Below are 26,336 nucleotides of genomic sequence, written 5' to 3'. Positions count from 1 at the left end.
ATGCTTCGTGCCTCAGCATGGACAGTATGAATTACAAACTATCTAAAATATCTGCTTTTTTAGCTTCGTATTCTTCCTGAGTAATCAGGTGTTTATCGTACAAAGTTTTAAGCTTGCGTAATTTTAAAGTGGCTTCATCTTCAGGCTCTTCTACAACTTCAGCTATTTGAATAACAGGTTCTACTGGTTCAGGAGTTGGTTCGTAAGCAGGGATTTCTGCAAATGGTTGGGCATTTAAATTGATAGGAGAAGCAGTAGCCCTGTTTTCTTCCAATTTTTGCTGACGGAGAATCTCTTTATATTCTTCTAACTGTTGGTTTGCCGCCTGGTGCAATTTACGAGCCTGTGCTTTTGGAATATATTCTGTTACAATATTTTCACCGCTCTGTGGTACACAGATGAACTTAGAGGTGAAAAAATCTTCTTTGAACGAAACTTCTTTAATGTTTTTCCATGAAATATCTTTAAAATTCATGGTTAGGCCTAAATTACCCGGCTCGCAATAAAAAATGCGTTTATTAGAGATCGCGATGCTATCCGGCATTAAATTTACTGCGGGTTTTTTCTGTACTGCTAAATATAAAAGTTCTTCGCCGGTAGTTAATAGGTCGTTTAATTTTCCAATAACTTTTTCAACCGCTTTAGGGTCTTGTTCGTCACTTAAAAATCTATCTATGCTAATCATAATATTTTAAATTGTTGTGTGGTTACGTTTTTGATGCTACTCTTCAGCATCTTCATATTTGTTTTTGCTTTTAATGTTAGGTTTCCCCGCTATGCAAATTACAAATTCTCCTTTTAAAGTATTGTTTTCAAAATGTGATTTTATTTCTACCAAAGTTCCGCGAACAGTTTCTTCGAACATCTTGGTAAGCTCTCTGCTTACCGATGCCTGCCTGTCGGCGCCCAAATACTGCGCAAACTCCTCTAAAGTTTTTAATAAACGGTGCGGACTTTCGTAAAGTATGATGGTACGTTCTTCTTCGGCCAATTTTTTGAATTTCGTTTGTCTGCCTTTTTTAACCGGTAAAAAACCTTCGAAACAAAATGCATCAGCGGGTAAGCCTGAGTTAACCAAAGCAGGTACAAAAGCTGTTGCACCAGGTAAACATTCTACAGCAATGTCATTTTTAATGGCTTCGCGTACCAGGAAAAAGCCCGGGTCTGAAATGGCGGGTGTTCCTGCATCAGATATCAGGGCGATTTTTTGTCCTTCGTTCAAAAACCTGATAATTTCTGAAGTGGCCTTATGTTCATTGTGCTGGTGGTGCGAGAAAACCCTTTTATCAATCCCAAAATGTTTGAGCATTGGGGCACTGGTGCGGGTATCTTCAGCGAGAATCAGATCGCATTCTTTTAATATACGGATTGCCCTAAAGGTCATATCCTCCAAATTGCCTATGGGCGTTGGTACGAGAAATAGTTTGCCATCCATATTTCGGTTTGCAGTTTACAGTTAACGGTTTACAGTTTTTTCCAAACTCCTTACCCCAAACTCCAAACTCTTGCTATCTTTGCTTAAAAAATTAAATAATGCTGCAAGTTAACTATATCCGCGAAAATAGAGAGAAAGTTTTAGAACGTTTAAGTATCCGTAATTTTAAACAACCAGAACTGGTAGACGAAATCATTAAAATCGATGAGGACCGCCGTTCGACACAAACTTCCCTGGATAATATTTCTGCTGAAGCGAATGCAGCTGCCAAACAAATTGGCGATTTAATGCGTACTGGTAAAAAAGAAGAAGCCGAGGCGATTAAGGTACAAACTGCTTCTCATAAAGAAAATATCAAAAACCTGAGCGATAAATTGAATGAGCTGGAAGCTGCTCAATACAATTTAATTGTTCAATTACCTAATTTGCCTTATCATCTGGTAAAACAGGGATCTACTGCAGAAGAAAATGAGGTAGTTTTAACGCATGGCGAACCTGCCCAATTACCAAGTAAAGCTTTGCCGCATTGGGAATTGGCCGCAAAATATGATATTATCGACTTCGAACTCGGCGTAAAAATTACGGGTGCTGGTTTTCCGGTTTATAAAGGAAAAGGAGCAAGGTTACAACGTGCATTGATTAACTTCTTTTTAGATCATGCCACAGCAGCAGGTTATAAAGAAATGCAGGTTCCTCATTTGGTTAATGCAGCTTCAGGTTTTGGTACTGGTCAGTTGCCAGATAAAGAAGGACAGATGTATCATTCAACAGTTGATGATTTGTATTTAATCCCAACTGCCGAAGTTCCGGTAACCAATTTATACCGCGATGTAATTGTTAAAGAAGAAGATCTTCCTATTAAAAACACAGCTTATACCCCTTGTTTCCGTAGAGAAGCGGGTTCTTATGGTGCTCATGTGCGTGGTTTAAACCGCTTACACCAGTTTGATAAGGTTGAGGTGGTTCAGATTACCCATCCGGATAAATCTTACGAAACTTTAGAAGAGATGAGCCAATATGTGCAGTCTTTATTGAAAGAACTTGGGTTACAATATCGCGTATTGCGTTTATGTGGTGGCGACATGGGCTTTACTTCTGCCATGACTTACGATATGGAAGTTTGGAGTGCTGCACAAGAACGCTGGTTAGAAGTTTCTTCTGTTTCAAATTTCGAAACTTACCAGAGTAACCGTTTGAAACTACGTTTTAAAGGAAAAGAAGGTAAGGCGCAACTGGCACATTCATTAAATGGAAGTGCATTGGCTTTACCGCGTATTGTGGCTTCGATTTTAGAAAACTACCAAACGGAAAATGGAATTAAGATTCCGGAAGCTTTGGTGAAGTATACAGGGTTTGATATGATTGATTAACCTTCGATAAATCGTCATTGCGAGGCACGAAGCAATCTTAATGCTGTAGCAAAACCTTTTGGTACTTGGCGATTAATTAAAGAAAACGAAGTTTCTCTTGTAGTAAGATTGCTTCGTCGGCTCAAAAGCCTTCTCGCAATGACGAGATTTCTAATAAAAAAAGCTTTGCATTAATGCAAAGCTTTTTGTTTTTATAGATAGATGTGTTTTTTTTGTAATGATTATAAAATCAGGATCAACAATAAAATGATGATAATGATTGCACCAACTGAAAGATAAACACCTCCAGAAACTGCACGTGCCTGGCCTTTTAACTCTCTTAACTCGCTACGTAAAGCTTTACGTTCTGCTCTCGTTAAGTTCGATTTATCCATGTCTCTGATCTCTTCAACACGGGTTTTAATTCTTTCCAGTTTTACTGCTTGTTCTGCAGTTAATTCTGTTGGGTTTTTCGCAGGTTTGTCAGCAGCCTGAGCTGAATTAAAACTAATACCTAACGAGAATACCAGGGCTAATGTGTAAATAAATTTTTTCATAATATCTAATTTTTTTAGTGTTCAACCAATACTTAACAAAAAACCTACCAAAATGTTCTGGTAGGTTTTAAAAAGCATTAATTTAAACTGTAAAAGCTCTTATTTAATCTCGAAAACAGCATTTACTGTGAAATTCAACTTGATTTTTTTAAAATCAAGTTCAGGAGCGCCAGCCGCATCAGACATTTCAGCTTTCATCGCAAAAGTTCTATAAACCGGTTGGATTACATTATCTCCACCATCCTGTATTTCAATTACACTACCTAATTTATCGCCTAATGCTTCTACCATGTAAGTTGCTTTCTCTTTTGCCGCCAATAAAGCTTTAATTTTAAGATCTTTTTTCAAACTCTCAATTTTGGAATAATCGTAGCTTTCGATGTTTGTATTGGCAATTCCTTTGGCATCAATTGCTTCTAATATTGCATTAAACTTGTTTAGGTCGCTCACTTTTAAGCGGTATTGTTTGCTGGCTAAAAAATCAGGGTTTTTCTTTTTCTCTGTTTCATAGTTCCAGCTGCTTAAATTGCTGATGGTTAAGTTTTCTTTTGCAATGCCTGCTTTTTGTACGGCGGCAAACAATTGTTTTTCCAGTTCCGTAATGTCTACTTTTTTCTTTCCGTTTAAATATTCTTTTAGTGAAATACCGATATAAATAATATCTGGTGTTACTTCTGTTTCTGCAGTTCCGCTAACATTAATTTTTCTGCGTAAATCTACTTGTTGAGCCATCGCTGACGATAAACCTAAAAATGCAACCAGTGCAAGTGTTATTAACTTTTTCATATCTATTTTTCTTTGTGTGTACTGTAATGATGTAAAGCGTACACAAATTCCACACCGGGATTATATATTTTTTTATTTCATAAACGATTACCCTTACCCAAAGGCTACAGTTTTTCCTTTTAATAATCCTATTCGGTTTATTTACAGTACTATAAATTATCCTCTGCCGTGCTGAGGAAAAATAAATTAGAATGCAATTAGATGTATAAATTTTGGAATAATTCTAAGATTCTATTTTTAGAATCGAATTCTGGCAAAATTTATCAGCCTCTATTAAGGGTAGAAATAAGAATGAAGAAAATTATGCGCTAGGTTTTATGCTTAAATAGACGGAATTATATAGGATTATAAAACCTGGCGCAGCAGAGTTTTCTGCAGAATTTTAATCATGTTTTGCAATTAGGAATTGCAAAAAGAATTGAATTGTTGGCTGTTAAACCTTTGATACTTTAACAGCAGTTGGCCCTTTTTGACCCATTTCTACTTCAAACGTAACTTTATCACCTTCTTTAATCTGGGTGATTAGACCGTTTGCGTGAACGAAAATACTGTCTTGTGTTTCAGTGTTTTTAATAAAACCGTAACCTTTACTGTCGTTAAAGAAAGTAACTGTTCCTTTTTTAACAGGATTTTCATCAATGATGTCCTCTTGTCTTGAAATACCAATCTGAATATCTTCTGTATTAATTACTTTCTTTTTCTTCGGATCTGGTGGAGTAGAAGAGATGTTTCCGTTTTCGTCAACGTAAGCCATCATATCTTCAAGTGCTAAACCTTTTTTGGCATTAGCCTGACGCTCTTCTTTTTTCTCTTGTTTGTCTTTTTGTTTTTTTAACCGTTTTTTTTCGTTCTCTTTTTTACTGTATGTTGCCTGAGATTTAGCCATATTTTATTTAATTGTTTTGTTTTGAAAGGTGAGTGGAATGGAGAATTATACAAAGATAACAATACTAAAGCACAAACACGATTTTATTCGGTTATGCTCTTGTCATTATGGATAACATTTGACACAGAAACACAGATGGATCTTTCAACTCGGATACCTTTGATAGATTCAAATAGGACAGTAGTCATCTCGACTGTAGCGCAGCGAAATGGAGAGATCTATTTAGACAGATTTAGCTTCGCTGAGCACTTACGTGGTTCTCGACCGCATTGCACTCCGCTCGAAAGGACGGCACCTCATGACGATTCACATCCGTGGCATTATTCCTTTATTATTTTTTTACCACAGATGAAAAGGATTAACACAGAGAGGGGGAATATATCTGTGTTAATCCGTGAAAATCTGTAGTTTATTTTTATGATGCCCTGTTTAGCCATTTTTCTTTATCTGCCTGATAAACAAAATTCCATTTTAAGGGCTCACCATAATAGGCTACCTCTAATTCAGCGATTTTAACTGCGCCTAATTTTTCTGTCGCTTTTTGTGAACGGAAATTAGTAGCACCGATATGTAAAATTACTTTATCCACAAATTGAAAAGCATGATCAAACATTAAAGTTTTTAAAGCCTTATTATGTCCCTTTCCCCAAAACTCGCGGGATATAAAAGTGTAGCCAACAGCAACAGAATGTTCTGTTTCATCTAATTCGTAGTATCTGGAACTGCCCACAACTTTATTCGTTTCTTTTTCATAAACGATAAAAGCACCTTTCGATTCTATAGCACCTTTAAAGAAATTTCCGAAAACCTCTTTTTTATAGCGGTCTTTATTGGGATGTTGTTCCCAGATTAACGGATCGGAAGCTACTGCAAAAAGCGCTTCGAAGTCAGACTCTTTTAACGGAACTACTTTAATTAAATCGTTTTCTAGTGTGGGCTGTAAATCGAAATTCATTTTATTAGGGAATAAAAACGGCCGGCTTTGCGGCCAGCCGTTTGTAATTTATTGTTTGAGACCCTGAAACAAGTTCAGGGTGACGCATCTGAGTAGTTAGTTTACTAAACCTTCAATTTCTACCACTTCCTGGGCATCTTTCTGATAATCAACTTGATCAATTTCGAAGCCAAATAAGCTTAAGAAATCAGATCTGTAACCTGGTAAATCACCTATTGCTGGTAGCGTTTCGGTTGTTGCTTCCTTCCAAAGTTCTGCAACTTTAGCCTGGATATCCTCGCGCATTTCCCAATCGTCGATTCTGATTCTTCCTTTTTCATCAACAGGAACAGGATTGCCGGTATATAAGCGGTCAGCATATAAACGTTGGATCTGCTCAATAGTACCTTCATGAACGCCTTCAGCTTTCATCACTTTATACAATAATGAAATGTAAAGCGGAATTACCGGAATTGCAGAACTCGCCTGTGTAACCAATGCTTTATTAACCGATACATAAGCTTTACCATCAATATCCTTTAGTTTATCGGCTATTGTAAATGCAGTTGCTTCTAAATCATCTTTAGCCCGGCCAATGGTTCCTTTACGGTATACCGGCTCGGTTAAAGCCGGGCCTATGTACGAATATGCTACTGTTGTTGCACCTTCTGCAAGCAGGTTTTCTGCTTTTAAGGCATCAATCCACATGGCCCAATCTTCGCCACCCATTACAGCAACAGTGTTTGCAATATCTTCTTCGGTAGCAGGTTCGATAGAAATCTCGCTTACGTTACCCGTGTGGAAATCGACCGTTTTATTGGTGTAAGTGCCTCCGATAGGTTTTAAAGTTGAACGGTGCAATACTTCTGTGTCTGGATGTTTTCTTACCGGAGATGCAAGGCTATAAATCACCAAATCAACCTGGCCTAAATCGGCTTTAATCGTTGCTAATGTTTTTTCTTTTATTTCTTTAGAAAATGCATCACCATTTATACTTTTTGCATATAAACCTGCTGCATGTGCTTCTTTTTCAAAAGCTGCACTATTGTACCAGCCTGGTGATGCTGTTTTACCTTCGGAAGGTGCCTTTTCGAAAAATACGCCAATTGTAGAAGCGCCTGATCCATAAGCAGCAGTAATGCGCGATGCTAAACCAAAACCGGTTGATGCACCAATTACCAATACTTTTTTAGGACCATCTATAGCTCCTTTAGATTTTACATATTCAATTTGATTCTTTACGTTTTGCGCGCAACCATCAGGGTGTGCGGTTAAACAGATAAAGCCCCTCATTCTAGGTTCGATAATCATTTTTGTTCTATTTTACGTTTTGTAATGTTAAAATAAGCGCAATTTAAGATGTCTTAATGCCCAAATCTTTAACGAAGATAAATTTTTAATCGCTTAACGTTAAATGAAATTTGTTTTTAACTGCAATGATCGCAAAGGTTTTCGCAAAGAAGTAGATGAGGTTGGTGTCATTTTAACACCGAGGTACCGGAGAAAAGGCACAGAGAACACAGCGTTATCGTTACTAAGCATTTTTATTTGGCGGTTAGACTTCGGGTTCCGGACCCCTGACCTTCGACTTTCTAATTAATTAAGAACTCTTTTTCCACTTTACTATTTTTCTATTAATTTAGCGCCACACAGGTAAAACCGGTTTATCTTTTTATGAAAAAAATATTATTATCTGCCACGATGATTCTCATCATGGCTGCTGGAAAGCTATATGCACAAACCCAACATCAAAATTCGGGTTGGTTTATGTTTTTAAATAACACCAAATTTAATAATAAATGGGGATTGCAATTTGATGTTCAGGTTCGTTCAGCCGATGATTGGAGTTATGTGAGAAATACTTTGGTGCGGCCTGCGTTGCAATATTTTATTAATGACAAACATAATGTAGCTTTAGGTTATTTGTGGCAAACTACTGATATGAATCTGACAGGCGGCAATAACAATCTGTTTCACGAACACCGTATTTTTGAACAGTACATTTACAATCATAAAATCAGCTCGGTATTTGCCAGTCACAGGGTTAGGTTAGAACAACGTTTTATAGGTCGTTCCGGTGAAGATGTGTTTTCGCAGCGTTTCCGTTATTTTGTAAGGTTAATCCAACCATTGCAAAAAACTCAGCCGACGTTTACAAAAGGTCCATTTTTGGCTTTGCAGAACGAGGTGTTTTTAAATCTTCAGAATAAGGCTAAAATCAACAATAGTGTTTTTGATCAGAACAGGTTATACCTTGCTGCAGGATATCGTTTTTCAAAGCAGTTTGACCTGGAGGCTGGGTATATGAACCAGGCTACCCATGGTGTTTCGAATAATACGTTTAATAACATTATTCAGCTGGCTCTTTACACTAGGTTTTAATGTTTTAAAGTCATTTTTTGTACAATAACTTGTGCAAAATGTTAAAGTTATTGTAATTGACTGGTCTTTTTGCTCAATTTGCCGCGTGAAAAGATTTACCATTCTATTTTTAGCACTCTTGTTTGGCAGGCGGATGCAGGCACAAGAGATTAAAGCCTCCTCAACCAATAATACACCAACTTCAAAAAGCTTATTCAATCCTGAACATAAAAGGAATTTTTCGCGTAAAGGCGATTTCTTTTTTCACTGGGGATACAACAGTTCGTGGTATGGAAAAAGTGATATCAGGTTTCAGGGGCCCAACTACGATTTTACTTTAAAAGACGTAGTTGCACATGATAGGCAATCGAAATTAAGCTGGGACTATTTAAATCCTGGATTGATTACTGTACCACAGTATAATATCCGTGTAGGGTATTTTATCAAAGATAATTATAGTATTTCTATTGGCTGGGATCACATGAAATATGTAATGGATATTCCACAAACTGTTGCCGTTACCGGATATATCGGAGCTAATATTACTCCTGAAAATGTGGCTACTGGTGCATTGGCAGGAGATTATAATGGGCAACTTGTAAATGTTAAAGAAAGCATGCTCACTTATGAGCATACCGATGGTTTTAACTATGCCAATATCGAAGTAGAACGTTATGATGATATCTGGGTAGCACCCGGTGGAAATACTTCGTTAACTTTAGAAACGGGTTTAGGTGGTGGAATTATGGTACCACGTTCTGACGTACGTTTATTTGGTTTAGGCAGAAACAATCACTGGAATATTTCTGGCTATGGCGTTTCGGCTAAAATCGGACTTAAGTTTTATGTTTGGAAAAACGTTTATTTACAGAATACAACCAAGTTTGGCGCTACCAATTTAACGAATGTGCATACCACAGGATGGGATGAGTATGATCATGCCAGTCAGAAGATTAACTACATTGAAAATATGTGGCTGATTGGGGTCCAGTTTTAAAAGATATTGAAGGAGGCTTAAGCCTCCTTTTTTGTTTTGGGTGCCATTTAAAATTGCCACGGAAACACAGAAGGCACGGAAATTATACTGAGCTAATGTTGATAATGCAGTAGGTGTCCCGGCGAAATGGAAAAGTATTTTATTATAATTTCGAAGATTTTTCCCCGAATCTTAGGATCGCAATGATGATGCTGGACGGATCGCTCCACGCCTCACATTACTCTTCTATGCTCTATCCAACAACCTTCTGTGGTAATTAATTTGCCCCAGGTGATAAGTTAAATGTGTGGTGAGGTGAACGAGTAAAAATTCAGTAGATGTTTTTTCTTCAAATACCAGTATTGGATACTCGCCATCCATCTGCTCGTTGCTTACCCGATCCAAAGCTTCGTTAACAACGCTTATGGTTGCTTCAATTATTTTAATCAACTCTTCTTTCGGAATATCTTTTAAAGAAAATTCCAGTTCTCGGTTCCGGATATAATCAGTACCGCCTAAGGTCGCACCGATGTAAGTATTTAGGTTCCCGATGAGGTGCAGGCAAAGATTCCCGGCCGAGTTTGCAATGGTGCAATCTATACGCCACAGATTCGCCTCGTTTTGGTAAGCTTCGATTTCGGATTTCAGCCTGTTAAGATCCCGATTAAAAAGTCTTTTTAGTGTTTCTGTAAGCATCTATTACAATTAAAGAGTGATTTTTTTCGCAGGTTGTGATAGTATTTCTTTTCCATCTTTACTGATTACCAATTGAGCAGGAGGAGCACCTTTTTCGCCCATCACGGTGATGAAACAGGTGTATAAACGGTCGCCGCTTTTAAATTGGTAATTGTGGTTTCCACCGCTACCATCAGGTGTAAATTTGCCATTGGTTAAAATTAATTTGGGCTTATCGCTCATTTTACTTTTTATTGGCCATGAGGCATAGCGGTAATTGTTGTTGCCAATGTCATCAATCCTGATTCGGTACTGAGTAGTTTCGAAAACAAGAACCGGTTGTACAAAATTGCTGATTGAGGGGTGAAGGCTGCTTTTTTCAACATTTATCAATCTGGCCTGTTCTTTGGCTTCTAACCTCGATTGGTGATTAACGGCAATTAATTTCCCATCAGTATCAAGCCATAATTCTCCGTGTAACAACATAATGCCACGCCAGCCAACGTCCTTCCAATCGGTTTCTACTTTAGAGTTAATGATCTTTTTGGTTAAATTATCATCAAAAACTTCTTTGTAACGCTTTACAAATTCCTGTTTATTTTTAATGGGCGGAATAGGATATGTTCTGTTTAAAGGGTATTTGATTTTGCTACTCAGCTTTTCTATATTTCCGCTTTTAACAGCATTGGTAAAACTGATCACTATCGGACGGTATTTTTTATCGAGCGTTTGATCCTGCGCATAAGCAAGGCTGATGCTACTGATTAATAGAAAGGCTAAAAATATTTTTTTCATGGGTGAGGTGTAGATAAACGAAGATAATTGTTTCAAATCAAAAACAGATCAAGATGTTTTTTGTGTGCTAAAGAAAACATTTTTTTTGGTGCGCAGTGCTTGTGCATAACATTATATTTCTTCCTGTTTTACGCTTCAATCCTCGAGCCTTGGTCGTTGCAAGTTACCGCTAAGCCATTCGGCACAAGCAAAAATAATTTAACCACAGATAGAAAGGATGCACACAGATATTAAAACCTGTGTTTATCTGTGTGCATCTGTGGTTAAAAACTCTTAACTTAATGACGTTGACCGGGGCTAGTTCGGTAGGTCAGTAGTTCATTTTTAGGGTTTGCAATTGTGGTTCGTGGAAACACGAACCATGGCGGTTGTTAAAGAGATATTAAAAAAAAATGCCCCAAATTTCTTCGGGGCATTCCTTGTATGATGATGAATCTGATTTTAGATTTTTCTTACTCCACCTGAGCCAATAATGGTTTTGTCGACAGTTGGATTACCAGAATAATTTACGTTTCCTGATCCGCTTATTACAGCCCTGATGCTTTCGCTAACGGCAATATTTACGGTTCCTGATCCGCTAATGGTACTGGTTAATGTTTTTGTTGAAAAAGATTTACCGGCAAATGTACCTGAACTGCTGATTACCACTTTAGTGCGATCGGCACCGCCAGTGATGTTTATGGATCCTGAACCGCTAATTACACCACTATAATCATCTACATCGGCTGTTGCTTTGATGTTACCCGAACCGCTTACGGTTGTGGTTAGGCTACCCGTGCTGATTTTTCCATTTACGGTTAAACTTCCATCACCACTAACAGTTAAACTTGCCAATTCTCTGGCTGATACATAAGCTGTTATTTTTTTACCTTCATATTTTCTGGACCAGCTGGTAATGCTGGTTTGCGGACGGATGACCAAAACACGGCCTTTTACTTCGGTAACGATTGAAGCAATTGCCTCTGCATCACCTTCTAAACGACAACTTTCGCTATTACCCAAAGTTACAATTACATTTATAGGACCTGCTGCTGCAACGCCGTTGAAATTTTTCACCTCTCTGTCGTCACCATTATTTTTTGAAGTGCTGATGCTGATCTGATTTTTAGCAATTACATTAATACTAGATGTTAATGTTAGGGATGCCAATAATATTGCAAATACTTTTTTCATGGGTATAGATTTTATTTTTTAGATGAATAATGAGCTTTTCTTATAAGACGGTTGTTTTTAAGAAAAGTTGCACAAGTTAAAAATTATCTTTGGTGGCCGACTTACGAAGTTAGCTGAGCTATCGGGCCAGGGAAACTTCGTAAGTCTGGACGAGGATTAACTTTTTTTGAGGTTAATATAAAACAGCGGATCCTGTTTAAAGTTATCTGTATTTATACTGGCATCTACCTTAATGGTTTTCCAATCGTTAGTCGGTTTAATTAAAGTGTAAGCACCGGTTTTTAAGGTTACGCGTACAGGCATATCGAAACCTTTAACATCGGTTATCCAACGGTACGATAAATTATCCTTGTCAATTTTATATTCCAGAACCGGGATTTTGGTATAACGTAAATACTGGTCGAAAACTTTATCCAGTTTTAAACCACTTTGTTTAGCAATGTAATTTTCGATCTCGGCAGTAGTTACGGTTTGATGATAAAAAGTTTTGTTTAATCCGCGGAGAATCTGTCTGAATTTTTCGTCGTTGTTAATGAGCTGACGTATGATACTGACCAGATTTGCACCTTTTGGATACATATCGCCGGAACCTTCTTTGTTTACGCCATAAGGACCAATTACCGGCTCATCATTGCGGATAATTTTCTGCAATCCAATCACATATTCGTCGGCAGCCGCTTTGTTCTCACTACATTCGGTAAATAAAACTTCCGAATAATTGGTAAAACCTTCATGAATCCACATATCGGCGATATCTTTTGAGGTGATGCTATTCCCGAACCATTCGTGGCCGCTCTCATGGATGGTGATGAAATCCCATTTTAAGCCATGGCCCGTGCCGCTTAAATCTTTACCCAGATAACCCGGTTTAAATTGGTTGCCATAAGCTACTGCACTTTGATGTTCCATACCTAAATGTGGTGCCTGAACGAGCTTGTAGCCATCTTTATACCATGGGTAAGGACCGAACCAATATTCGAAACATTTTAGCATGGGTTTAACATCGGCATCCCAATGCGGGCGGGCTTTGGCGCTATCAGTTTTTAGCGCCCAGTAATCGATACTGAGCTTGCCGTTTTCGCCATCATAGCTATCTTGCCAGTGGGCATATTTGCCAATGTAAAAGGTTACATCATAGTTGTTGATGGGGTTAGCAACAAACCAATTGTATTGTTTGTATCCATCGGGTTTATCTACCGTATTTCTCAGTCTCCCGTTAGATATTTCCTGTAAAGCTTTAGGAACAGTAATACTGATCAACATGCTGTCCACCTCATCACTTTGGTGATCTTTATTTGGCCACCAAACACTTGCGCCCAGCCCCTGACAGGCTACAGAAACAAATGGATTACCTGTAGCATCTTTTTTGAAAATAAGGCCACCATCCCATGGTGGAGTTTTGGCCACAGTAGGGTTACCAGAATAAAAAACTGTGAATTTATCTTTGCTCCCTTTTTTAACTGCTTTAGGGAAGGTTACAAAAACAGCATTATACTCCCTGGTAAAAGGTAAATCATTGCCCTTGTACACTACTTTTTCTACTTTGAGGTTGTCAAAAAGATCGAATTGTAATTTATTAAAATCCTGCGTAGCGGTAAAAGCAAATTCATTGCTTCCGGTGATGGACTTCTGATCAATATCGATTTTTACGTCTAAGTGGTAATAGTTAATATCGTAACAGGTACGTATAGGAGTAAGTGTTCCACGAAGGCTATCGGCTCGGGAATTTACCTGGTTTTTGGCCAGCATTTGTGCCTTTGCGGCTGGAAGGCTGAAAGCAAGCGCGAAAAGGATAAATAGTTTTTTCATTTGTTTCGTTATTGACCGTTGGCCTTCGGTTCGTGGGGGCATGAACCGAGGCATGGAAGTTTTTTATGAATCGTTAAAAACGATTGGTTATTACACGCTCGTTTCCAAACGAGCGTGAGCGATTAAATTTATTTTATTACGTCAACTTCGATAAAACTATCATTAAAAACCGTTTGTGTGGCTTTAATATAATCTGCTTCAGTTGCTTTATAGGGGTTTTCTACAAATTTTTGTGGATTACGGGCAAATAAGGGGAAAGCTGTGCTCTGCACCTGGATCATAATCCTGTGGCCTTTTTTAAAGGTGTGCAATACGTCCTGCAACTGGAAGTTTACAGCTGTTTTTTGATTGGCTACCAAAGCTTCCGGTTTTTCAAAGCTATTGCGAAAACGGGCCGGCATTACTTCTGACCGTACCATTTGCCAGTAATTGCTCAGGGTAATGTTCTTGTTTGGCATATAAGGATTGTTAGGTTCATCAGCTGGATACACATCGATCAGCTTGACAATAAAATCGGCATCTGTGCCGGTAGAGGCGATTTTAAGGTGCGACATGATTTCGCCACCCAATGTAATGTCGTTGTCCAATACATCGGTTTGGTACACCAAAACATCTGGTCTTCTGCCTGCAAAACGCTGATCTTCGCTCATGTAATTATGCGGGGTAAAACCCAATGTAGTGGTTAAATCTTCTGTATAGGGAACCGGTTTTAAAGGATCACTAATGTAGTTAACAGAAGCAGCTGCTGATGGAGCTGTCATGCCTAATTTACCATCTGCACTTAAGTATAATTTTTGTTTGCTTGCTTTTTCTGTTGGCCATTTGCTAAAAGTTTCCCATTGTTTTTTGCCAGTATCAAACATGTATGCTTCTGGCAGACCAGAGTTTTTGTCGCCGTTGCCCTTTAAGAAATGGTTAAAGAATTTAGCTTCAATTTCTTTTTGGTAAAAAGTGGCAATGCTATCGCCGAAATAAACATTGCTGTGCATGGTATGGCCGGTTTCGCGGCTCCATCTGCCATGTCCGAATGGCCCCATAACGATGGTATTATAAGCGTTAGGATTTTTCTTTTCGATGGTTTTGTAAATGTTTAATGGTCCTGATAAATCTTCTGCATCGTACCATCCGCCAACTACCATTACAGCAGGTTTAACGGTATTATAATGTTTTAACAATCCACGTTTTTGCCAAAACTCATCGTAGTTTGGGTGGTTAATGGTTTCCTGCCAGAAGAAATTATCCTTATAATATTTGTCTGCATTGCTTAAAGGGCCAAGGTCTAAAGCAAACTGATAGCCGTCTTTTGTTTTTGGTAAAATTAACTGGTTGTTGTACCAGGCTTTAGAAGTTGTATCGGTTTTCTGCACACCAAATACCGGAAAGGTCATGAAATAACTCTGTAAAAATGATCCGTTGTGGTGGAAATCATCAAAAAAGAAATCGGAAATCGGGGCTTGTGGAGATGATGCCTTTAACGCAGGGTGGTTACTTAAAATCCCGGCTGCGGTATAAAAACCTGGATAAGAAATGCCCCACTGACCCACTTTGCCATTGTTATTGGCCACATTTTTCACCAACCAATCGATGGTATCATAAGTATCAGAGCCTTCATCAACATCTTTCTTCGATTTTTTATTGTCGATTACAGGTGTCATGTTGGTCCAGGTACCTTCACTTTTCCAGCGGCCGCGAACATCCTGCATCACCACTATATAACCTTCTTTCATCATCAGTTCGGATGGGCCTAAACGCGCCGGAAATTTGTCTTCGCCATAAGGGGCAACACTATAACAGGTGCGCTGCATAATCATCGGATATTTTTTATCCTTTGAGGCATCTTTTGGGGTATAAATGGCCGTAAAAAGTTTGGTGCCATCACGCATGGAGATGTACACTTCTTTTTTGGTGTAATTTGTTTTTGGATACCCTGAGTCGCTTTGCGCAAAAGCCGAAGAGGCTGAAAACAGGATGATGATGATTTTAAAGTATTTCATTTTTTAAGAATAATAAGCTAAGAATTTTGGTTCTTTTCCGGTTCGTGGCGGATGGATGGCATACCATTTATTTTAAACTCAGGCGTCATTCTCGCGCAGGCGGGAATCTTAATGCACTACGACGCACTGAATATTTATTTTAACACCGAAACAGTAATGAACGAGCTGTTGTGTACATCGTGATAAATCTTGTGTGTTGCTTTTTGAAAGTCCTGTGGCTCTGCCTGGTAAATATCCATAAATTTCTGCGGATTGCGATCAGCCAAAGGGAACCATGAATTTTGAATCTGAATCATGATCTTATGTCCTTTTTTAAAGGTATGCGCAATATCTGGCAGCGGATAATTTACTTTGGTGATTGCGCCAGGAACAAAAGCTTCAGGTTTTTCGAAACTGTTGCGGTATTTACCACGCATAATTTCTCCGCGCACCAACATTTCATACCCGCCCATTATTAGGTTTTTAGGGTTAGGTTCTGGATTTGGTGCATCTTCAGGATAAACATCAATCAGTTTAACTACATAATCGGCATCTGTTCCGGTAGTGGAAACCACTAAATTAGCTAAAACAGGACCAGTTAAGGTAATATCTTCAGTTAAGGCATCAGTCTGATAGGTTTTAACGTCCGGGCGTCGTGCAGCAAAACGCTGATCGTCGATCATGTACTCGCGGGTACGTTTGGCCTGAATCCCATCCTGGTAAGGTACAGGATTATTCGGGTCGCTCACATATTCGTCCCAGCTATCGGTTCTGCCCACTTTCTCAAAACTGAGTTTTCCGTTTGGCTGTAAATACAGGTTTTTGCTTTCAGCCTCTTGTGGAGGCCAAGTGTTGAATTTTTTCCATTCGTTGCTTCCGGTTACAAAAATATTGGCTTCTGCAGCATTAAAATCGCCTTCGTTTTTTAAATAATGTTTAAAGAAAGGCAGCTCATACTGTTGCTGATAATCGATGCTCGTGGTTTTACCGAAAGGGATGTCGCCGAAGTAAGAACCATCACTACGCACCCAGCCGCCATGGAACCAGGGACCCGCTACCAGGATATTATTGGCGCCAGGATTCTGTTTCTCGATGGCTTTGTAAGTGGCAAAAGTACCATAAGCATCTTCTGCATCAAAAAAGCCACCCACCACCATTACCGCAGGTTTTACATTGGTTAAATGCGGGGTAATTAAACGTGCTTTCCAGAAAGTATCTAAGTTGGGATGTTTAAATAAATCGTTCCAGAATTTAATGCTGTCGGCGAAATACCGGTCTTTAAGGTTTTTAACTGATCCGGCTTCTAAATAAAAACGATAATTGTCTTGAATGGGGAATTGAAAACCTTTAGGTCCTTGATCTGGTGTAATCGGTTTAGGCCTCGGCACACCGAAACTGCCCATAAAACTGAAAGCATCCATTAGGAATAAAGTGCCGCGGTGGTGAAAATCATCACCTAAATACCAATCTGTAACGGGGGCCTGTGGCGATACGGCTTTTAATGCGGGGTGCGCATTTGGCAACGAAGTGGTAGAATAAAAACCAGGGTACGAAATACCATAAATCCCTGCGTTTCCGTTATTGCCCTTTACATTTTTAATCAACCAATCAATGGTATCGTAGGTATCAGTACTTTCATCAATAGCGGTTTTAGACTTTTTACCAGCTAGTTGAGGGCGGATATCGGCAAAAGTTCCCTCACTCATCCAACGGCCGCGCACATCCTGGTAAACAAAAATAAATCCTTCGCGCATCATGGCTGGGAAATTGCCGAGGCTAAGCTTATATTTATCCTCGCCGTAAGGGGCAACAGTATAAGGCGTACGGTTTATTAAAAATGGATATTTTTTGGATTGATTTTTGGGTATATAGATGGACGTGAATAACTTAACGCCATCACGCATGAGGATCTGACGTTCTATTTTAGTGTAGTTTTCTCTCACATAAGCCGAATCGGTTTTTTGAGCCATTAATTCATTAGAAATAAACAGACAAAATAAAAGACTGAAAATTCTGGTAAGGTTCATTTAAGCTGGTTTTTAGGAATAAAATTTAAATATAGGTGATTAACGATTGATAAGAAAAAATAGCTCGTAAAAGGTTTGTTAGTAAAGATGTAATAAGGTATGATGGATTATGGAATAGTCCGAAAATCGGAAGACCGAGGTCAGAAGCCTGGTGTGCAAAAAGAACTTTGTGTTTTTGTGGTTAAATAATCAAAAATGGGGAACGGGATACTGATATTTATAACGCTATTTTAGTCATCACTTTATCAAAATTTAGTTAAAAAGTGTTAAGGGGTAATCTTTTAGGAGTTTTCACCGTCATATAGACAATCGACATAAACACAAAACAATGAACAGGTTATTAAATAAAGGATTGGTTGTTTTCGCTGCAGCAGCGATGATCGCAACCTTGAGTATCGAAAGTGTTTCTGCACAGCGGCCAAGCAGGAGCGGAGGTGGAGGAGGCTCTTTCGGCGGGGGCAGATCGGGCTCAATTGGCTCGTCAAGAGGTGGTGGCTCTTTTTCCCGTCAGCCAGCTATGCGTGTGCCAGGCAGAGGGAACTTTTCTGCAGGTATCCGTTCTGGCAGAGTAAGTTATGGTTATAACCGGTCAGGTTATCGTCCGGGTTATGGTAGACCGGGTTATGGTTACAGATTTGGTTATGGAAGACCCTATTACAGACCATACTATCGTTATTACAATTTTTACAGGCCGTTTTTAGGTATCCGGATTGGTGTACTGCCTTACGGCTATTACCCATTCTGGTATGGCCCAACACAGTTTTATTATTCCGGAGGATTGTTCTATCAACAAAATAACGATCAATACGAAGTGGTAACGCCACCGGTTGGTGCTGAAGTTCCGAATTTACCATCTGATGCAAATCAGGTAAACATTAATGGGATTGATTATTACGAATACAAAGGCGTTTATTATACCCAAAAAGAAAATGCCGATGGTAAAACAGTATATATAGTAGCTGGAAAAGATGGCGTTTTAAATACGACAGAAGGCTCGGTTGATACGCATAACATTGGTGATATTATTAACCAATTGCCTGAAGGATGCAGAGAAGTGACCATTAAAAATGAAAAATATTTTGTTTCGCCTGATGATGTTTATTACGAAGAAATAGTTGACGGAACAAATATTACTTACCGTGTAATTGGTAAGCTGTTTTAATCTTAGTTTAATAAGTGCCAGATGGTAACATCTGACACCACGTATAGTTCCAGTAAATGTGCAGTTGGATGTTACCATCCGACTGTTTCGTTTAATTCTCGCTGTACGTCATACTGAACTTGTTTCAGTATCTGTAATTCAATTTTTGTCAGATCGGAATATCCAACGCCACTGAGTTTCTAATTGGGGAAATTTGCTACGAGAAGACCCTGACCCGTAGTGAAGTGAAAAGCCACGTATTGAAATAAATTCAGTATGAAATATTGTGAGTAGCCAAAATTCTATATTTTTACGGCTTAAACATTTCGATTTGAAACCCAGACGTCCATTCATCTTTGTTTACTGTATTTTTGCTATTGTATTCTCCTCTTGCTCAATAGCCAAACATGTGGAGGTTAAGCAACATGAAACCAGTGTTTCGTCAATAAAGTTTCTGGATGAATACATTATGCCCTTAAATCCGATTTTCCAAAATACGGTTGTTGGTGGTTTGTCGGGGATTGATTATGATGTAAAAAAGAACCAGTATTATATGATCAGTGATGATCCGTCGCAATTTAGTCCGGCAAGGATTTACACTGCACAGATTGATCTCAAAGGAAATAAAATTGATACCATCCGAATCACAAGAGTTACTTTTCTCTTACAGGAAAACGGAAAACAATATCCCAAATATGGTACCGATAAAAGTGTAAAACCAGATGGGGAATCCGTTCGTTATAATCCGGTTACTGAACAATTGATCTGGAGTAGCGAAGGAGAAAGGTTGTTTAAAAACGGAGATACTACCATTGTTCAACCCAGTTTAACTTTTATTTCTACCACCGAAAAATTTTTAGATACCATTCCAATACCTAAGGGTTTTCACTTTACCAAAACAGAGAGCGGCCCACGAAAAAATGCATTGTTTGAAGGCTTGACCTATGCTGATCAGTACAAAACATTATACGCCAGCTTAGAAGAGCCACTTTACCAGGATGGACCTCAAGCTGCTTTTGAATATGATAAAGCTTTAACCCGGGTTTTAAAGTTTGATGTAGCGACTAAAAAGAATATCGCCCAATATGCTTATAATCTGGGTGCATTGCCAGTTAAACCTACCGTTGAAAACGATTGGAATGTAAATGGGATTTCTGAAATACTAGCCATTAACAATCACACACTTTTGGTTATGGAAAGGGCCTGGGCAAAAGGGCATGATGACCATGCCTTCTTAAAACTTTACCTGGTTGATTTGAACGGCGCGGAAAATGAGATTGATAATGCATCTTTCGTTAAAAATCCGCCAAAGCCCTTAAGCAAAAAACTACTTTTCGATTTTGATACCTTAAACAGGCACATCGATAATTTTGAAGGGGTATCTTTTGGTCCAAAACTTACAAATGGGCATCGTTCTTTAATATTTTGTGTAGATAATAATTTTGGAAAATCGCAGGTGCAGCAGTTTTTCCTTTTCGAGATAATCCCATAAGCTAATTTCAGTTAAAAATTTATAATGAATAAAATAAAAGCCCTGCTTTTCGATTTAGACGGTACATTAATTGATTCGGAAAAATTTCATTTCGACTGTTGGAATACGTTTTTATGCCCCTATAATGTGAATATCGAATTTAAAGATTGGTTAAGCAATTATGCTGGGATCCCGCTACCGAAAAATGCAAAAACGATTATAGACCGGTATAAAATCAAAGAAGAGTTAGAAGACTTCATCAATAGAAGAGAAAAGATAACTTTTGATGGTTTTAGAACGACTAATATTGAGTTGATGCCTTATGCCTTAGAATTTATTCAATTGGCTTATGAAAAAGGGCTTACACTAGCGGTGGTTACAGCCAGTCCGAAAATTGATGTTGAAGCTGTTTTTGAACGAAATGGTTTGGCTAAATATTTCAATTTGTTTATCACCCGTACAGATGTTAGCAAATCAAAACCTGATCCCGAAAGTTACAATCTTTGTGTGGAGCGTTTAGGTGTAGCGAAAGAAGAATGTATCGTTTTTGAAGATACCCTGAATGGAGTAAAATCTGCTCTTGCAGCAGGCATAACCTGTTACGCTATACAGAATAATGTGCGTGCACATCAAAAACTAAAAATCGCTGATGAACTTTTCCTCAGTTTTGCAAATGCCAAAGAATTTATGCTGAAGAGGGAATTGATTTAGTTCTTGAAAATTAACTAGCTTAGCATAAAGCAAAAGAACTTGACATGGTAAAAAAAGGATTATGGATTTTATTTGCAACTTTCGCATTGCTGATTGGGCTCTATCCAATGATTTACTTTTTTATCGATAGAAAATTTGGGTTGTTAAATTCAAAGTCGATTGAGTTGTTAAGCAATACGTTCTGGAACATTGGTTTTTATACGCATATCATTTTCGGAGGAATCGCTTTATTTATTGGTTGGACACAATTCAGTTCGAAAATGAGAAACAGGCGAATGGCATTACACCGAAAAATGGGTAAGGTTTATGTGGTTGCTGTGCTGCTTAGTGCATTAGCTGGTATTTATATTGGTTTTTTTGCAACAGGTGGGTGGATTTCTTCCGCTGGATTTATTTGTTTAGGTATCATTTGGTTTTACACTACTTTAAAAGCTTATTTACATATTAAACAAGGAGAAGTTGAAAAACATCAAAAAATGATGATTTATAGCTATGCCGCTTGTTTTGCTGCGGTAACATTAAGGATTTGGCTGCCAATTTTGACCATTATTTATGGTGATTTTTCAAAAGCCTATCTGGTTGTTGCCTGGCTGTGCTGGGTTCCAAATTTGATTGTTGGCTATTTAATTACCAGAAAAGCCGCTAACCAATAAGTTGTTTTGATGCCCTATCAGCTGAAATAATTGAATTTTATATGATGTCAGCTCAGGAAATTTTAGCCAGTGTCGGATCATTTTCATCCCATGATCTGCTTCTTTTTGAAGAAAAAGCACTGCGAAAAATAGTTAAGAAAAAAGATACGGTATTGCGCCAAGGTGAGATTTGCCAATCTGTCTATTTCATTCTATCTGGATCTTTTGTTCAATTTCAGTCTGATCATGTAACTGAAACAATTATAGATCTGCACTTAGCCAAAGAATGGATGTTTAATCATCCGAGTTTGATTGAACAAGTGCCATCAGCCACTACTATTAAAGCATTTGAGGATGCAGAAGTAATTGAATTGAGTTTAATCAACCTGCACAAGCTGATTGCCAGGTCGCAGTCTTTTTTACAATTGGGAAGAATTTTTGATCAGGCTAATCACCGGACTTACCTTTTCGACAATGCATTAAGCCCTGTCCAAAAATATAATTATATTAAAAATGCAAAGCCGCTCATTGTACAGGTTTTTCCGGTTAAAATGATCGCTTCATATCTTAAAATAACTCCCGAAACACTAAGCAGGGTTAGAGCGAACTATTGAATTTCATGATTTCGATCAAGTGCTGCTTTTGAGAAAATTCCTCATTTTTGAAATAAAAAAATATGCTAACAGAAATCAATCCGAAGCTTCCAATGCGTGATAAAGAAATCACCAGAGATTTTTATGTGAATAAATTGGGCTTTAAAGATATTGGCGCCGACAATTTTAAGGATTACCTCATGGTACAAAAAGACCATGTTCAGATTCACTTTTTTTTATTCGAAACACTTGACCCAAAAGAAAACTATGGTCAGGTTTATATCCGTACAGATGATATAGAGGATTTATACAAATGGATGCTGGATACTAAACAAAGCATTCATCCGAATGGGCATTTGCAAACAAAACCGTGGGGGCAAAAAGAATTTGCTATGCTTGATCCTGACAGTAATTTACTCACTTTTGGGCAAGGGCTTTAAGAGGAGGCATTAGTGCATTTGCTTAGCCCAAAACATTTTATCCTTTTAAAGTAAAATGTTTTATACGCTCAGCAACATATAGGCTTTTGAACTTTTAAAGAATATCCTATTGAGCCTTATATTGAACCATAAGCTAATGCTATAAGCCATAACTGATAAACAAATGACTAATAAGCAATTTCTATAGCCTAATCGACTTTCAGCTTTCCGCCTTTTTTCCCTACATTTGGCTAATCAAAATTCTCAAGAAATTATGCAATACGATGTCGTTGTTATCGGTTCAGGGCCGGGCGGTTATGTTGGCGCAATCCGTTGTGCTCAGTTAGGTTTAAAAACTGCAGTAGTAGAAAAATATAAAACTTTTGGAGGTACTTGCTTAAACGTTGGTTGTATCCCATCTAAAGCTTTGTTAGATTCATCAGAGCATTTTCATAATGCTGCTCATACATTTACTACTCACGGTATCGATTTAAAAAGCCTTAAAGTAAATATGCCACAAATGATCGCCCGTAAAGACGATGTTGTTGCACAAAATACGGCCGGTATTACTTATTTGTTCAAGAAAAATAAAATCGATTCTTACGAAGGCGTTGGTTCATTTGTAGATAAAAACACGGTTTTAATCACAAAGGCTGATGGTTCTACGGAGACCTTAACCGCTAAAAATGTAATCATTGCTACAGGTTCTAAACCTACAGCTTTGCCATTTTTGCCAATTGATAAAAAACGCATTATTACTTCAACAGAGGCTTTAAATATTAAAGAAGTTCCAAAGTCGATGGTTGTAATTGGCGGCGGTGTTATCGGTTTGGAGTTAGGTTCTGTTTACGCCCGTTTAGGCACAAAAGTTTCAGTAATTGAGTTTTTGCCATCCATCATTGCAACAATGGATGCAAGTTTAGGTAAAGAACTTCAACGCGTATTGAAGAAAAACCTCGGCATGGAATTCTTTATGAATCATAAAGTTACCGGTGCTACAAGTAATGGTAAAACAGTAACGGTTACTGCAGAAAATGCGAAGGGTGAAGCCGTAAATTTCGACGCTGATTATTGCATCGTGGCTGTTGGCCGTACGGCTTATACGGAAGGTCTGGGTTTAGATAAAATAGGAATCACAATAGAAGAAAGAGGGAAAAAAGTCCCTGTAAATGAGCATTTAGAAACTTCTGTTGCTGGTGTTTACGCCATTGGAGATGTAATTACCGGTGCAATGTTAGCGCACAAAGCCGAAGATGAAGGTACTTATGTGGCAGAAACTATCGCAGGACAAAAACCACATATCAATTATAACTTAATTCCGGGTGTTGTTTACACCTGGCCAGAAGTTGCATCTGTTGGTTTAACTGAAGAGCAACTGAAAGAAAAAGGAACTAAATATAAAGCAGGATCTTTCCCTTTCAAAGCCAGCGGACGTGCGAAAGCAAGTATGGATACTGATGGTTTTATTAAAGTTTTGGCTGACGCTACAACTGATGAGGTTTTAGGTGTACATATGATTGGCCCGCGTGCTGCGGATATGATTGCTGAAGCTGTAATTGCGATGGAGTTCCGTGCATCTGCAGAAGATATTGCACGTACCTGCCATGCACATCCAACTTATACCGAAGCGTTGAAAGAAGCAGCTCTTGCTGCAACTGATAACAGAGCAATACATATTTAATAATAGTAGCTGAACCTGTTTCAGCAAAACGAATAAAAAATCCCGGTATTTATATCGGGATTTTTTTGTTTTAGTCCCTCTCCGTCATTGTGAGAACGCTTTAATGATAGAAAAAGTTTAACGGGATAACCACCCCAGAGTACCGTCATCTCGACTGTAACGCAGTGAAATGGAGAGATCTATTTAGGCAGATTTAGCTGCGTAGAGCCTCCGGGTTCTCGACTTCGTTGCACTATACTCGAAATGAAGGCAGCTCTGCATTCCCCTTTCCGCTCTAGTCTTTCTTCACAATTCCTTAACCAAATGATAATGTTCGCAGGCTGAAAAATAGCGTTTTGCACTTCTATTTTTGCGGCTCAGATATTAAACAAACCATGAACTGTAAAAAACTATTTGGTGCAATCCTTATTGTGTCGTTGGCATTTGCTGCCTGCAAAAAAGATTCAACTGATGATCCGATTGTAGATCCTCCAATCGAAACTATCGTTCCTGAAAAAATCGACAGCTTCAAAGAAACTGCTTCTATTGATTTAGGTGGGGAATTCGCTTCAGAAATTTCTGCTTACGATCCCTTAACAAAAAGATTGTTTGTAGTAAGTAATGACGGGGGAACCAAGGTTGATGTTGTAGACATGAGCAAATATCCAACTGTTACAAAATTACAAACTTTAACCTTTGCAGCTAACGCTGGTATCAATAGCGTTGCAGTTAGTAACGGTTTATTGGCAATCGCTTTAGATGGTGCGGATAAACAAGGTAATGGCGATGTTTTGGTGCTGAAAACATCAGATTTATCAGAAGTTAAAAAAATCACCGTAGGTGCTATGCCAGATATGGTAACTTTCAGTCCGGATGGAAATTATATTTTATCTGCAAACGAAGGCGAGCCAAATGCAAGCTATACTGTTGATCCCGTTGGAAGCATCTCGGTTATCAATATCAAAGATAATTATGCAGTTAAAACGTTTAATTTTGCTGGATTAGAATCAGAAAAATCAAGCCTAATTGCCAATGGATTTCGCATTTATGGCCCAAATGCAAGTTTTGCCCAAGATATAGAACCAGAGTACATCACCGTAAGTGTAGACTCTAAAAAAGCCTACGTTACCTTACAGGAAAACAATGGCGTAGCAGAAGTTGATATCGTTGCAGGCAAAATCAACAAAATCATCCCATTGGGCACTAGGGATTTCAGTATTGCAGAAAATGCCGTTGATTTTACAGTAAAAGATGATAAGCCAGAATTTAAAACATGGCAGGTTAAGGGTTTTTACCTGCCTGATGCCATATCTTATTTTACCGTAAACGGTAATGCTTACCTGGCCTTAGCCAATGAGGGCGATACACGTGATTGGTCGAAAGAAACATCCGAAGAAATAGAGGTGGGCAGCAGTAAACTGATCCTAGATCCTGTTAAATTCCCGAATGCGGCAACACTAAAGTTAAATGAAAATTTGGGTAAACTTATCGTTGCGAAAAATTATGGCGATACGGATGGCGATGGTGATTATGATGAACTGTATTCGTTTAGCACCCGCAGTTTCAGCATTATTAATGCCAATACTGGTCAGTTAGTGGCCAATATAGGCAAAGAACTGGCGCAAAAAGTGTCGGATGCCGGAAAATATGACCCCAAAAGAGCAAATAAAAAAGGGGTTGAGGTTGAAGGGATCGCCGTGGCTGAGGTAAACGGGCAAACTTTAGCTTTTATTGGCATGGAACGTGCAGATGCAATTGCTATTTATGATGTAACTAATCCGGCAGCACCAAAATTTGTTCAGTTATTCTCTACCGGCGATGCACCAGAAGGTTTGATGTTTGTTAAACCAAAAGATAGCCCGAATGGCAGAAGCATGCTCATCGTTTCTAACGAAGCTGATGGAACGGTAAGGTTTTACCAGCCCGATAAGATATAAAATTCTTTTACTTATCCATGATGAGGTTTGAATCCC

24 protein-coding genes are annotated in these 26,336 nt (G+C 38.4%); 11 read left to right on the top strand and 13 right to left on the bottom strand.

All coding sequences use genetic code 11. From position 1 onward, the window contains the following. Positions 1-31: 31 nt before the first annotated feature. Positions 32-685, bottom strand: coding sequence for a PH domain-containing protein (locus BCL90_RS11955; RefSeq protein WP_121284195.1), 654 nt, complete (start codon positions 683-685; stop codon positions 32-34). Positions 686-721: 36 nt separating this feature from the next. After that, the gene (gene rsmI / locus BCL90_RS11950) at positions 722-1,435 is read right to left on the bottom strand and encodes a 16S rRNA (cytidine(1402)-2'-O)-methyltransferase (RefSeq protein ID WP_121284194.1); all 714 of its coding nucleotides are present in this window, start codon (positions 1,433-1,435) and stop codon (positions 722-724) included. A gap of 98 nt (positions 1,436-1,533) precedes the next feature. On the opposite strand from rsmI, the gene serS reads away from it, so the two are divergent. Next, positions 1,534-2,805, top strand: a complete 1,272-nt coding sequence (gene serS, locus BCL90_RS11945) for a serine--tRNA ligase (RefSeq protein WP_121284193.1) — start codon at positions 1,534-1,536, stop codon at positions 2,803-2,805. Between the two features lie 221 nt (positions 2,806-3,026). Here the strand turns inward: serS and BCL90_RS11940 are convergent, their stop codons facing one another. From BCL90_RS11940 to fabV, 5 genes are all read right to left on the bottom strand, one after another. Next, positions 3,027-3,341, bottom strand: coding sequence for a seryl-tRNA synthetase (locus tag BCL90_RS11940; RefSeq protein WP_029277363.1), 315 nt, complete (start codon positions 3,339-3,341; stop codon positions 3,027-3,029). 99 nt (positions 3,342-3,440) lie between these two features. Beyond that, positions 3,441-4,127 (bottom strand): SIMPL domain-containing protein, encoded by a 687-nt coding sequence (locus BCL90_RS11935; RefSeq protein WP_121284192.1) that lies wholly within the window; start codon positions 4,125-4,127, stop codon positions 3,441-3,443. Positions 4,128-4,560: 433 nt separating this feature from the next. Further along, the gene (locus BCL90_RS11930) at positions 4,561-5,013 is read right to left on the bottom strand and encodes a cold-shock protein (protein ID WP_029277369.1); all 453 of its coding nucleotides are present in this window, start codon (positions 5,011-5,013) and stop codon (positions 4,561-4,563) included. 415 nt (positions 5,014-5,428) lie between these two features. Continuing rightward, on the bottom strand, positions 5,429-5,968 hold the full coding sequence (locus BCL90_RS11920; RefSeq protein WP_121284190.1) for a GNAT family N-acetyltransferase: 540 nt from the start codon (positions 5,966-5,968) through the stop codon (positions 5,429-5,431). A 96-nt stretch (positions 5,969-6,064) separates the two neighbouring features. Further along, positions 6,065-7,258: an enoyl-ACP reductase FabV gene (gene fabV, locus BCL90_RS11915; protein WP_121284189.1), complete on the bottom strand. Its 1,194-nt coding sequence runs from the start codon at positions 7,256-7,258 to the stop codon at positions 6,065-6,067. Between the two features lie 363 nt (positions 7,259-7,621). On the opposite strand from fabV, the gene BCL90_RS11910 reads away from it, so the two are divergent. Both BCL90_RS11910 and BCL90_RS11905 read left to right on the top strand, forming a co-directional pair. Beyond that, positions 7,622-8,329 carry a DUF2490 domain-containing protein gene (locus tag BCL90_RS11910; protein ID WP_121284188.1) on the top strand — a complete coding sequence of 236 codons (708 nt, stop codon included), beginning with the start codon at positions 7,622-7,624 and terminating at the stop codon, positions 8,327-8,329. A gap of 85 nt (positions 8,330-8,414) precedes the next feature. Then, positions 8,415-9,305 (top strand): hypothetical protein, encoded by an 891-nt coding sequence (locus tag BCL90_RS11905; RefSeq protein ID WP_244094989.1) that lies wholly within the window; start codon positions 8,415-8,417, stop codon positions 9,303-9,305. Between the two features lie 225 nt (positions 9,306-9,530). On the opposite strand, the gene BCL90_RS11900 is transcribed toward BCL90_RS11905, so the two are convergent. The 6 genes from BCL90_RS11900 to BCL90_RS11875 all read right to left on the bottom strand — a co-directional run bounded on the left by BCL90_RS11900 (position 9,531) and on the right by BCL90_RS11875 (position 17,736). Then, positions 9,531-9,980, bottom strand: coding sequence for a DinB family protein (locus BCL90_RS11900; protein ID WP_121284186.1), 450 nt, complete (start codon positions 9,978-9,980; stop codon positions 9,531-9,533). 9 nt (positions 9,981-9,989) lie between these two features. Beyond that, the gene (locus BCL90_RS11895; protein WP_121284185.1) at positions 9,990-10,754 is read right to left on the bottom strand and encodes a hypothetical protein; all 765 of its coding nucleotides are present in this window, start codon (positions 10,752-10,754) and stop codon (positions 9,990-9,992) included. Between the two features lie 441 nt (positions 10,755-11,195). After that, a complete protein-coding gene (locus BCL90_RS11890; protein WP_121284184.1) occupies positions 11,196-11,927 on the bottom strand; it encodes a head GIN domain-containing protein in 732 nt (243 codons plus the stop codon). A gap of 156 nt (positions 11,928-12,083) precedes the next feature. Next, on the bottom strand, positions 12,084-13,736 hold the full coding sequence (locus BCL90_RS11885) for a M1 family metallopeptidase (protein WP_121284613.1): 1,653 nt from the start codon (positions 13,734-13,736) through the stop codon (positions 12,084-12,086). A gap of 128 nt (positions 13,737-13,864) precedes the next feature. Further along, the gene (locus tag BCL90_RS11880; RefSeq protein ID WP_121284183.1) at positions 13,865-15,730 is read right to left on the bottom strand and encodes a CocE/NonD family hydrolase; all 1,866 of its coding nucleotides are present in this window, start codon (positions 15,728-15,730) and stop codon (positions 13,865-13,867) included. Between the two features lie 134 nt (positions 15,731-15,864). Then, positions 15,865-17,736, bottom strand: a complete 1,872-nt coding sequence (locus BCL90_RS11875) for a CocE/NonD family hydrolase (protein WP_121284182.1) — start codon at positions 17,734-17,736, stop codon at positions 15,865-15,867. A 328-nt stretch (positions 17,737-18,064) separates the two neighbouring features. Between BCL90_RS11875 and BCL90_RS11870 the strand changes: the two genes are divergently transcribed. The 8 genes from BCL90_RS11870 (at position 18,065) to BCL90_RS11835 (ending at position 26,300) form a co-directional block, all read left to right on the top strand. Next, on the top strand, positions 18,065-18,898 hold the full coding sequence (locus BCL90_RS11870; RefSeq protein ID WP_121284181.1) for a DUF6515 family protein: 834 nt from the start codon (positions 18,065-18,067) through the stop codon (positions 18,896-18,898). Between the two features lie 310 nt (positions 18,899-19,208). Continuing rightward, positions 19,209-20,369 carry an esterase-like activity of phytase family protein gene (locus BCL90_RS11865; RefSeq protein ID WP_134380399.1) on the top strand — a complete coding sequence of 387 codons (1,161 nt, stop codon included), beginning with the start codon at positions 19,209-19,211 and terminating at the stop codon, positions 20,367-20,369. A gap of 24 nt (positions 20,370-20,393) precedes the next feature. After that, positions 20,394-21,059, top strand: coding sequence for an HAD family hydrolase (locus BCL90_RS11860; protein ID WP_121284179.1), 666 nt, complete (start codon positions 20,394-20,396; stop codon positions 21,057-21,059). A gap of 44 nt (positions 21,060-21,103) precedes the next feature. Next, complete coding sequence (locus tag BCL90_RS11855) at positions 21,104-21,712, top strand: DUF2306 domain-containing protein (protein WP_121284178.1); 609 nt, start codon at positions 21,104-21,106, stop codon at positions 21,710-21,712. A 41-nt stretch (positions 21,713-21,753) separates the two neighbouring features. Next, positions 21,754-22,305 (top strand): Crp/Fnr family transcriptional regulator, encoded by a 552-nt coding sequence (locus BCL90_RS11850; protein WP_208529783.1) that lies wholly within the window; start codon positions 21,754-21,756, stop codon positions 22,303-22,305. 62 nt (positions 22,306-22,367) lie between these two features. Beyond that, positions 22,368-22,724: a bleomycin resistance protein gene (locus BCL90_RS11845; RefSeq protein ID WP_121284176.1), complete on the top strand. Its 357-nt coding sequence runs from the start codon at positions 22,368-22,370 to the stop codon at positions 22,722-22,724. 253 nt (positions 22,725-22,977) lie between these two features. Then, on the top strand, positions 22,978-24,384 hold the full coding sequence (gene lpdA, locus BCL90_RS11840; RefSeq protein WP_121284175.1) for a dihydrolipoyl dehydrogenase: 1,407 nt from the start codon (positions 22,978-22,980) through the stop codon (positions 24,382-24,384). Positions 24,385-24,758: 374 nt separating this feature from the next. After that, positions 24,759-26,300, top strand: a complete 1,542-nt coding sequence (locus BCL90_RS11835) for a choice-of-anchor I family protein (protein WP_121284174.1) — start codon at positions 24,759-24,761, stop codon at positions 26,298-26,300. Positions 26,301-26,336 lie beyond the last annotated feature (36 nt).

Origin of the sequence: Pedobacter alluvionis (assembly GCF_003664035.1) — a bacterium.
GTDB lineage: Bacteria > Bacteroidota > Bacteroidia > Sphingobacteriales > Sphingobacteriaceae > Pedobacter > Pedobacter alluvionis.
Note: the sequence above shows the minus strand (reverse complement) of the source record. Positions and strands in the feature narration are given on the sequence as shown.